Genomic DNA, 10,461 nt, shown 5'->3' on the forward strand with positions numbered 1-10,461 from the left:
TCTTTTTCCGTTAGAATGACACTATAATCAAAAGAAATGGAGATCTAATTATGGCAGAAGTCGTAACAGATAACACCTTTGAAGAAGAAACAGCCCAAGGTCTTGTCCTTGTAGATTTTTGGGCAACATGGTGCGGCCCTTGTCGCATGCAATCACCAATCTTGGAGCAAATGTCTGAAGAGTATGATGAAGACGAGTTGCGCGTGCTTAAAATGGACGTTGATGAAAATCCTGAAACAGCTCGTAAATTTGGCATCATGTCAATTCCTACCCTCCTCTTCAAAAAAGATGGTCAAGTGGTCAAACAAGTAGCAGGTGTCCACACTAAAGATCAAATTAAACAAATTATAGCTGAAGTAGGATAACTAAAAGGCAGCGTTCCCGTAAGGTTCGCTGTTTTTGCTGAGTGTTGCAAGTAGAATATCTATAGATATTAGGTATCTAATTTTGGTTAGCCAAACTACTACACTACATAAAAGTAATATAGTTAAGGAGTAGAAAAAATGAAGACTGCTATTTTTGAAAAAGCCGGTCAAATGATCGTTGAAGACGCACCAATGCCAACAATTCAGGCTGCTGATGATGCCATTATTAAAATTGTTCGTGCTTGTGTTTGTGGTTCGGATCTCTGGTCATACTCACACGGCGATGAACGCGAAGAACGCTCTGTAAACAGTGGTCACGAGGCACTTGGCATCGTCCAAGAAGTAGGACCTGATGTCATTAATGTCAAACCGGGTGATTTTGTTATCGTACCATTTACCCATGGCTGTGGCGAATGTGATGCTTGTCGTTCTGGATTTGATGGGACCTGTGATAACCATCCAGCACCAACTAACTGGGGCGGCGGTTTTCAATCTGAATATCTTCGCTTCCACTATGCTAACTGGGCTCTCATCAAGATCCCTGGTCAGCCATCAGACTATTCAGAAGGCATGATTAAGTCACTTTTGACTCTTGCTGACGTTATGCCAACAGGCTACCACGCAGCACGAGTGGCTCGTGTCGCTCCCGGTGATAGGGTTGTCGTTATTGGTGATGGTGCTGTTGGTCAATGTGCGGTTATTGCTGCTAAAATGCGCGGAGCTTCCCAGATTGTCCTGATGAGCCGTCATGAGGATCGTCAACAAATGGCCTTGTCTTCCGGTGCAACTGCTGTTGTTGCTGAACGCGGAGAAGAAGGTATTGCTAAGGTTCGCGAAATTCTTGGCGGCGGGGCAGATGTTGCTCTGGAATGTGTCGGTACAGAAGGGGCACTTGAGCAAGCTCTCGGTGTCCTGCATAATGGCGGCCGTATCGGCGCTGTCGGCGTGCCCCATTATGGCGATCATCGCATCGGTTCGACTTTTGCTCAAAACATCTCAATCGCAGGTGGCTCAGCTTCTGTTACAACCTATGACAAACAAATCTTGCTCAAGGCTGTTTTGGATGGCGACATCAATCCAGGTAAAGTTTTTACAAACACCTATAGCCTAGATGACATTAACCAAGCTTATCAAGATATGGCGGATCGCAAAACTGTTAAATCAATGCTGGTAGTAGCAGAATAAAACAAAAGGAACCTCTTTGATAAGGTTCCTCACAGGGACGCTAAATCAGTGTCCTTTTTTCTTTTGCCGGCGCTTTTCCTGCTTGAGCTGAAACTGTCTCTCCTTATATTCCTGCCGCTTTTGCCGTTTGGAGGCTTTCTTTTCCAGTTTCAGCAGCTCATGACTAGCCTGCATGGCATGTTGAGCCTTAGAGGATAGCGCAGGCTGTTTCAGCTGCTTGCTAATTTCTCTTTGCATTCGCTTAGGATTGATGGATTTATGCACAAGAGATGTATCTGGTTCGTCACTGACTAAGCCCAGCCTTTCTTGTTTTTGCATCAATTCAGTCAAGTGACGATAGACAAAATCAAGTATTTCGCTGTCCTTGGGCTCCTTGCCAAAGGGATAGCGAAAGGCTTGGTAGCCAAGCTGTTTGTCCTGATATTCAACCAAACCAAACCAGAAACCGCCGTCAAAAAATACTGTCATTTTCATGCCAGCCCTCCAAAAATGATAAATATTTTGATAAGGGACGACCGGAGGGAAGGTTACTGACACTTGTTGAAGATAAACAAAAGCAATGACCATGCATGATGGCTGCCTAATGCTGGAAATTTCCAGTCCTGACATGCCAGCTCTCCAAGTTGATCATTCCGCAAGTGCGTGCAGACTACCCAACTGCACCTGTGTTTTTATATCAATAGGGTTATTATAGCACTTTAAGTCTGCACCTGCTCAAAGGTTTCAATCATTATGTTTTTTTGCGTTCGACTGACACTCGCAAATGACTTTTTATTTTGATACAGTTAAGACAATGACTAGTGTTCAGAAAGGATGAAGGTTATGTTATGGATGGGAAAAAGAGTTTTCTTGAGCGACATGAATGGATTGGAATTATAGTAGATTGGGTGATATTTTTGGAAACGACTATTGTCTTAGGGGGTATCTTGTCTCAAGTCCTAAAAGATGGTGATTATTTTATTCCAATACTTGCTCTTCTAGTGGTCCCCATTTTTAGCTTTTATGTCAATATTCTTCGCCCGTCTAAAAGTGAACGGCTAAAGGAGTGGAAGGGTTATTTCTCGGGAAATGGTTTCTTCGCTTTGATTATCTGGGGCTGTCACTAGACGATTGGCCTCTATGGCAAATACAGACTGGCACAAGGTCCTGTCTGGAAGATGGGGCCAAGAAAGCTGTGCCTATGTTTGTCCTTGAAGGAGCGGTAACAGGCCTCTGGTTTCTCCTGGCCTATATCAGTAAAAAATACAATTGGCAAACGACTAAGTCACAACCAACTGATGAGCAAGAAGTGGCTATTATCGAAATAGCTACGAAAAACCGAAAAAAGGGCTGAGCTCCAGTGGAGCCAGTCCTTTTGCATGGTCAGAATTCAGTACATTAAGTTGCTTGTCCCATCTATTCTTGTACCTTCTCAAAGGCGTCAATCATTTTTTTCTGAGGTGTCGCCATAGGAAAATGCTCAAAGTCCTCAGGGGCTACCCAGCGGAGCTCACGCGAGCTAGAAAACTGGGCTTTCCCAACTTTTCCAGCTATGAGCTGGACCTGCCATTTTTGGTGGCTAAAGGTGTGCTTGACCAAGGGATAGTTGGTTTCTTGCCAGACAGGATTGATTTGGTAATCGTCCTCGAAAACCTTTAGCAATGAAAGGCTGTCCAGGACCTGGTTGTCAGTTTTGTCGAAGAGTGATAGTTGTTTCCCCACCAGCTGAGTCTCCATGATGGGGAAGGACCAAAAGCCAGCCAAGAGACCATCTTTTTGGTTTTTCTCAAGGAGAAATTCGCCCTTGTCATTTTGGATAACAAAAGCTTGTAAAGTCATGGGTTTTGGCTTTTTCTTAGGCAATTTAATCGGATATTTATCATAGGTGCCGTGCAGGTAAGCGGCATTAAAAGCTCGGATGGGGCTCTCGTCAGGTCTGGGATTTTTAGCCGATTCAATATCCGTTCCTAGGTCCATCAGAGCCTGATTGAAATCTCCAGGACGCTTGGGATCAATCAGCTCTTCCATAATGGCTTGGAAGAGCTTACGATTACTGGGATTGCCGATATCATAATCCACCTCGAAAAGACGGGCTATGACGCGCATAACATTACCATCAACGGCAGGCTCTGGTAAATCAAAAGCAATACTGGCAATAGCCCCTGCAGTATAAGGGCCAATCCCCTTTAGGGAGGCAATCTCATCATAGCTCTTCGGAAATTCTCCGTCGAAGTTCCCCACGATCTGCTGGGCTGCTACCTGCATATTACGAACACGAGAGTAATATCCTAGCCCCTCCCAAGCCTTGAGCAATCGCTCTTCGGGAGCACTCGCTAGATCGTCTACAGTCGGGAACAAGTCCAAAAAGCGTTGGTAATAAGGAATTACTGTCTGAACTTGAGTTTGTTGCAGCATAGTCTCTGAAATCCAAATGTAGTAAGGATTCTTTGTTCGTCTCCAAGGTAGGTCGCGTTTTTCTCTGTCGTACCAATCTAGGAGGGTTCGTCTAAAGGCGAAAATCGTAGGTTGATCCCACATCTCAATACCAAAATCACGTAAATTCAGCTTTTTCTTCATAGGAAAAATTATAACAAAAATATTAACTAAAAAAGCAATAAAAGCTTGACAAAAGAAAACGCTTACAATATAATAAGAGTGTAAACAAGATAAGACTTAATCAAGGAGGAATTCTCTATGATTAGACAAAACATTTCAAGGTACAAGAACGGTGACAGGCCTTAGACGGTAGGCAAAAAAAGATTAATTTTACAGTAAGTATTGTCACTAGTTCGTATGAGATATTGTGTTAAGTGGTGAAAGAAATGATTAACATGAATAAATCTCGGTACAAAAATGGAGACAGTCGTTTTAATGAAAATAAGCAAAATTATTCGATCCATGGTTGATTACTCGTTTTAGTTTGAGAAAAAGTGATAAGAAAATTTTTAAAGTGAAGCTCACAGTCCTAACAGTAGTTAATCATCAGTTTTTAAAACTTGCCAAAGTGTCGGAGGAAGGCTTATGTTGAAGTTTAACCTGAGTCGTTATAAAAATGGAGATAACTTAAGCTGTCGTCTAAAATAGCTTAAGGGGTGAAACCGATGTAATATTAATAGTTTATACTTAATGAAGACCCGATGTAAGCTTAGTTTGTAGGTGAGATGCTTGTCAGAAAGCCAGTATAACTAAGAAATAGATTTCTTCGTAGAGTGTCATGTTAAATATTGTTGAAGAGGTGGTCTTATGCTAAAGATGAATTTAGGTCGTTATAAAAACGGAGATACTGAGTTACTTTAACCTCCTTATGAGAAAATGAAAGGTGTGATGCCAGTGACTGAAAGTGAAATAGAAACGTAGAATCCGATTCTAAGCGTGCAAGAATCGGATTTTTTTGTGCTTTGGTAACGATATCAGATATTCCAATTATAAAGCCAGTCTAAAACGTAAATTTCTTAAGAATTTACTGTCGCCTTTACCTATACCTAAGAAAAACTACCAGGGTTCTACTGCCTAATCTATTACTGTTTTTAGTAAGATAATTACTTTTTTCTAATTTATCGATAAATCTTCTAAAAGATTCGTTTTATTTTACATAACGATTGCTGCTATCTAACATTTTTTAATCAATCTTGAAAAAAACTAAAAAATATAATAAAATGAACCTATATTAACAGATGAGTTGGTACCACTATATCTATTAGTATAAACTATTAACAAATTTAAGGAGAATTTTATGAATTCATTAGCATTTGAAGATTTTGAAGTCGCAACTACAGATAGCCTTTCTGAGATAGAAGCAGGCGGAGTCCTTTTAGGTGTTTTAGGAGCAGTAGGCGGTGGAGTTGGTGGCTTCTTCACAGGCGGGGTTGCTGGAGCAGCTGCTGGAACAATAACTTTGCCAATCGTTGGAACAATTTCAGGGGCTGCAGCTGGAGCTATCGGTGGAGCAGCAACTGGCGCCGTTACTGGTGGTTTAGCTGGAGCCGGTGTTAACACTTGGGGTAAATGGATCTAATCTACCCTAAGAAAAGGAGATGCGTATGTTGTCACCTAAGTTATGCTGGTTTGTTTTAGCTAGCTATCCTATCATGTTACTTATTCCTATGCTATTTCCACAGATAAAAAATATTAAGCTTATCGTATTTTCTATACTATTGGTAGAAAATTTACTGGTAATAGCCCTTTATTTAAAAGGTAAGTATTACAGCTAATTAGGTATGTTTCATGGGTGCTTCAGCACTTGTTCCTCTACTTTCTAATAGCTTAACTACTGCTATATAAGCATAGAATCCGATTTTAAGCGTGCAAGAATCGGATTTTTTTGGCTCTTTGTCAACTGTAGTGGGTGATGAAAACAGGTGGACTATAGAGAATTCTAATAAAAAGTAGATAAACAGGAGTTAAATTATAAGCTTATTTGACAAAAGGTTATTCTATCAGTTAAACTAGCGGAAAAAATTTAAGGGGGGATAAATTAATGTATTCCACAAGTATCAGGCTGAAATACTGCTTAAATAAAATATGATGATGGATTCATTAATAAAGGAGATTTTATTTTATGTCAAAGATTTCAGCCGTTCTAATATTACTTGGTGTTTTTATGTTGGCATTTGTCTCTTCTCATACCAAAAGTTCTAATGTAAAAATTGCTTGTTTTGCAATTTTGTTTCTCGTAGCTATTTATACCGTAGGAGATTTAATATATTCGTTTCTAACTTAAAATTAAACTTTATAAATTAGTCTTTAAGATCATAGACTCTTTATCAGAAAATAATAATGGATATGATAGTGTTAGCCATCTACACCATTTTATTTACATAAGTAGTTACTACCCTGTTTCCATCATGGTGCCAGAGTAATTTAAAAGGTGACTGATTCAGTGAGTTGACTATTGAAAGTTCTATTGGCGGAGGTATTGGATCTGAACTTGGAAATTCAATTTATATATTCGGTACGCCATCTGAGATAAGGATATCAATATGGAATGCCTTATCTTGAAAACGATTGGCTGGTTTAGTATCAGCTAGTTATCTTGGAGCTAGCGTCAATAAAGGTGGCCTCCTTTAAATGTTAGATGTACCTAATATGTGAGAATAGCTATATAATTTATCAAAAGTAAGGACTAAAATGAAAACACCAATTGATATCATTAATGCAATAGTTATTATTGCTATGTTTTTTTAGCTGATCAAGGACTTAAAAGTATTAAATCAAAAAAATTAGATTTTGTGTTTCAGGTTCTTTACTGCTCTATTTGATTGTGATGGCGATATATTATTATTTACATAACAGATAATTTTACACGAATTATCAGAATTTTTTTGGCGACATGTCATCTTTGTTTTTCTTTAGTTAAAACCTCCTTAAAGTTATTGCCAACTGAGAATAATTGCGCTAAACTAACCACCGTTAATTTATATTAGCAAATGCAAAATTAAAGGAGAATTGTTATGAACACAGTAGCATTCATTGGACGCGACGGTTTTTGATAACTTTGAACGCAGCTGACAAGAGTTGCCTAGCTGGTATTGAAGCTGGGGCGAGTTTGTTGATGCTACCGCTGAAAGAGCTTGGACGGGTGCAATAGGTAGTGGTATTGCAGTAGCAGTCGAAGGTGCTGCATCATATTTGATTACGTGTGATTAGGAATATGAAATATATTATTATTGGTATTATTGCTTTTATATCAGTCATTGTACTAGCTGTAATTTTTTATAAATTAGGTATTATAAAATTTAAATAACTGTACAATAATTAACTTTTATGGAATATTCCTCTCCTTGTTATGTAGCTGGCGCAATTTTAGGCGGTATTGGTGGTGCCGTTGTAAACGGAAGTTGGTATTTAATAAAGGGAGGCGACTGAGAATAATTATGAAGTATATTGTGCTTATGATCATCGGTGCTATATCAGCAATTGTAGGACGAATTATTTTAGAAAAAATAAGGAAAAGATAAAACATAGTAAGAAAGTGGTGAGGAAGCTTCTTCTATCGGATATTTTTCACTACTTTTATTGCTTGTCTTTCCAAATCAGAAGGGAGCGGTTTACTTCTTGGTGTTGCTGGCATCGTTGTAGGCGGTATTACCTTTGGGGTCCTTGGTATGCCAGTGCATCTGTTGGTACATGGAGGCTGTGAGGTATACAGGATGCAGTTTCCTAGGTTTACTAACATGATTATAAGAGGTATACTGATATTTCCGATTCTACTAGTTTTGTTTCCCAATAATAAAATAAGACTTTTCATTTATGCATTACTTATAGCTAATGCTCTAGTGATTGCTTATCTTTTTTTGAAAAATAGATATTTTATCAATAAAATTGATTTGCCCCTTTTCCACTCTGGTGTCGAAATCTTTTATATCCACTCCCTAACGTAAGAAAAATTGACCTCGCCTACGACTCTGTGAATTAGATAAATGCCCTAGAAGCTTTGATGCTTCGCTGTCTATTTTCTAAAATTCTTTGAGTCTCTAAACAGCTTAGCGACATGAAGAAACTTCGGTCGAAAATACAGAAGTTTCGCAATTAGTAAAGTGCATAGCTAACTATCATAGTAGTTGGCGTAGTAGAGCAAGGTAGAAATACCTTAGCAATACTCTGCACTTGTATCTTTGGAAGGAATCTTATGAAACAAGAACAAGTCACTTATATTATTTTAATTGTAGCGCTTGTCATAGCAATTAATATTATTTTAGAGGCTGTCAGACGCTACTTTAGATCCAGAGGAGCAGCTCCTGTTTCTCAATCCGCAGCTAAAGCTTCTGGCTCCTCCAGCCTATTTTTCCGCAGACGCTACAAGCTTGTTCCTCAGGTTGACACCAGGGACTGTGGGCCGGCGGCCTTGGCTTCAGTAGCTAAGCACTATGGTTCTGACTATTCTCTGGCACATCTGCGGGAATTATCTCAGACAGATAAGCAGGGAACAACTGCTCTGGGGCTGGTGGAAGCCGCTAAGGCTATCGGTTTTGAAACCCGCTCCATTAAAGCTGACATGAGCCTTTTTGACTACACAGATTTAACCTATCCTTTTATCGTTCATGTGCTCAAGAATAAGCGTCTCCAGCATTATTATGTGGTTTATGCCAATGAAAAGGACAGCCTGATTATCGGAGACCCCGATCCCAATGTCAAGGTCACTCGCCTGTCTAAAAAGGACTTTCAGGAGGAGTGGACAGGGCTGGCAATCTTTTTGGCGCCGACTCCAAGCTATCAGCCTAAGAAGGATGAGAAAAACGGTCTGATGAGCTTCGTCCCAATTATTCTGCGGCAAAAGGCACTGCTGACCTATATCATCCTAGCCAGTCTGATTGTCACCCTGATTGATATTGTTGGCTCTTACTACTTACAAGGGATGCTGGATGAATACATTCCAGACCAACTGATTTCGACTCTGGGGATTATCACTATTGGGTTGATCATCACCTATATCATCCAACAGCTGATGAGCTTTGCCAAGGAATACTTGCTCAATGTTCTCAGTTTGCGTCTGGTCATCGATGTCATTCTTTCTTATATCAAGCATATCTTTACCCTCCCTATGTCCTTCTTTGCGACGAGGCGGACCGGTGAGATTACCTCCCGTTTTTCTGATGCCAATCAGATTATTAATGCCGTAGCGTCCACCATCTTCTCAATTTTCTTAGATGTGACTATGCTATTGGTAGTCGGTGGGGTTCTTTTGGTGCAAAATAACCACCTCTTCCTTTTGACCTTGCTGTCCATCCCGATTTATGCCATTATCATCACGGCCTTCCTCAAGCCTTTTGAAAAGATGAATCATGAGGTCATGGAAGCCAATGCTGTGGTATCATCTTCTATCATTGAAGATATTAACGGGATGGAAACCATCAAATCTTTGACCAGCGAAACCAATCGTTATCAAAATATCGATGGGGAATTTGTCGATTACTTGGAGAAAAATTTCAGGCTCCAGAAGATGAATGCCATTCAAACCTCGCTTAAGAGCGGTGCCAAGCTCATTCTCAATGTAGTTATCCTCTGGTACGGGGCTCAGTTAGTTATGGATGGTAAGATTTCTGTCGGGCAACTGATTACCTTTAACGCCCTCTTATCTTATTTCCAAAATCCGATTGAAAATATTATCAGCCTGCAAACCAAGCTCCAATCAGCCCGCGTGGCTAATACCCGTCTTAATGAGGTTTATCTGGTGGAGTCCGAGTTTGAAAATGATGGTGAGCTCTCTGAAGACAGCTTCTTAGATGGGGATATTTCCTTTGAAAAATTGTCCTACAAGTATGGCTATGGCCGTGATACGCTGTCAGATATCAACCTGACCATAGCGAAGGGCTCTAAAATCAGCTTAGTTGGACCATCCGGTTCCGGTAAGACAACCTTAGCGAAGATGATGGTCAACTTCTATGAGCCCAATCGCGGGATCGCTCGGATCAATGGTTACGACCTCAAGGTTATTGATAAGACAGCCCTGCGGCAGCACATCAGCTACCTTCCTCAACAGGCTTATGTTTTTAGTGGGACCATCATGGACAACCTGACCTTGGGAGCCAAGGAAGGTACAACTCAGGAAGATATTATCCGAGCTTGTGAACTCGCTGAGATCCGCTCAGATATTGAACAAATGCCTCTGGGGTATCAGACCGAACTGTCTGATGGTGCAGGTGTCTCTGGCGGTCAGAAGCAGCGGATTGCCCTAGCTCGTGCTCTTTTGACTCAGGCTCCGGTTTTGATATTGGATGAGGCTACCAGCAGTTTGGATGTTCTGACGGAAAAGAAAATTGTCGATAACCTCATGGCCATGACCGATAAGACGATTATTTTTGTGGCGCACCGCCTGAGTATTGCGCAGCGGACAGAGCGTATTATTGTGATGGATCAAGGAAAGATTGTAGAGACCGGTAGCCATAAGGAACTGTTGGCGAATAAAGGCTTCTATTACACACTGTTTAACTAA

At 40.4% G+C, this 10,461-nt stretch carries 8 protein-coding genes; 6 read left to right on the forward strand and 2 right to left on the reverse strand.

What is annotated here, in order from left to right; all coding sequences use genetic code 11:
- Window positions 1-50: 50 nt before the first annotated feature.
- Both trxA and G7Y32_RS09785 read left to right on the forward strand, forming a co-directional pair.
- On the forward strand, window positions 51-365 hold the full coding sequence (trxA, locus tag G7Y32_RS09780; protein WP_165213248.1) for a thioredoxin: 315 nt from the start codon (window positions 51-53) through the stop codon (window positions 363-365).
- Between the two features lie 138 nt (window positions 366-503).
- Window positions 504-1,550: an alcohol dehydrogenase catalytic domain-containing protein gene (locus G7Y32_RS09785; protein ID WP_165213250.1), complete on the forward strand. Its 1,047-nt coding sequence runs from the start codon at window positions 504-506 to the stop codon at window positions 1,548-1,550.
- Window positions 1,551-1,595: 45 nt separating this feature from the next.
- Here the strand turns inward: G7Y32_RS09785 and G7Y32_RS09790 are convergent, their stop codons facing one another.
- Window positions 1,596-2,024 carry a YjdF family protein gene (locus G7Y32_RS09790; protein WP_165213261.1) on the reverse strand — a complete coding sequence of 143 codons (429 nt, stop codon included), beginning with the start codon at window positions 2,022-2,024 and terminating at the stop codon, window positions 1,596-1,598.
- A gap of 353 nt (window positions 2,025-2,377) precedes the next feature.
- Between G7Y32_RS09790 and G7Y32_RS09795 the strand changes: the two genes are divergently transcribed.
- Both G7Y32_RS09795 and G7Y32_RS09800 read left to right on the forward strand, forming a co-directional pair.
- Complete coding sequence (locus tag G7Y32_RS09795) at window positions 2,378-2,656, forward strand: hypothetical protein (RefSeq protein ID WP_165213252.1); 279 nt, start codon at window positions 2,378-2,380, stop codon at window positions 2,654-2,656.
- Between the two features lie 74 nt (window positions 2,657-2,730).
- Window positions 2,731-2,883, forward strand: coding sequence for a hypothetical protein (locus G7Y32_RS09800; RefSeq protein WP_165213254.1), 153 nt, complete (start codon window positions 2,731-2,733; stop codon window positions 2,881-2,883).
- Between the two features lie 62 nt (window positions 2,884-2,945).
- Here the strand turns inward: G7Y32_RS09800 and mutY are convergent, their stop codons facing one another.
- The gene (mutY, locus tag G7Y32_RS09805; RefSeq protein ID WP_346773321.1) at window positions 2,946-4,106 is read right to left on the reverse strand and encodes an A/G-specific adenine glycosylase; all 1,161 of its coding nucleotides are present in this window, start codon (window positions 4,104-4,106) and stop codon (window positions 2,946-2,948) included.
- 1,156 nt (window positions 4,107-5,262) lie between these two features.
- Between mutY and G7Y32_RS09810 the strand changes: the two genes are divergently transcribed.
- Both G7Y32_RS09810 and G7Y32_RS09815 read left to right on the forward strand, forming a co-directional pair.
- A complete protein-coding gene (locus G7Y32_RS09810; RefSeq protein WP_165213256.1) occupies window positions 5,263-5,544 on the forward strand; it encodes a bacteriocin in 282 nt (93 codons plus the stop codon).
- A gap of 2,613 nt (window positions 5,545-8,157) precedes the next feature.
- Complete coding sequence (locus G7Y32_RS09815) at window positions 8,158-10,461, forward strand: peptide cleavage/export ABC transporter (protein WP_165213258.1); 2,304 nt, start codon at window positions 8,158-8,160, stop codon at window positions 10,459-10,461.

The sequence above is a fragment of the Streptococcus tangpeifui genome (assembly GCF_011038795.1).
Classification (GTDB): domain Bacteria; phylum Bacillota; class Bacilli; order Lactobacillales; family Streptococcaceae; genus Streptococcus; species Streptococcus tangpeifui.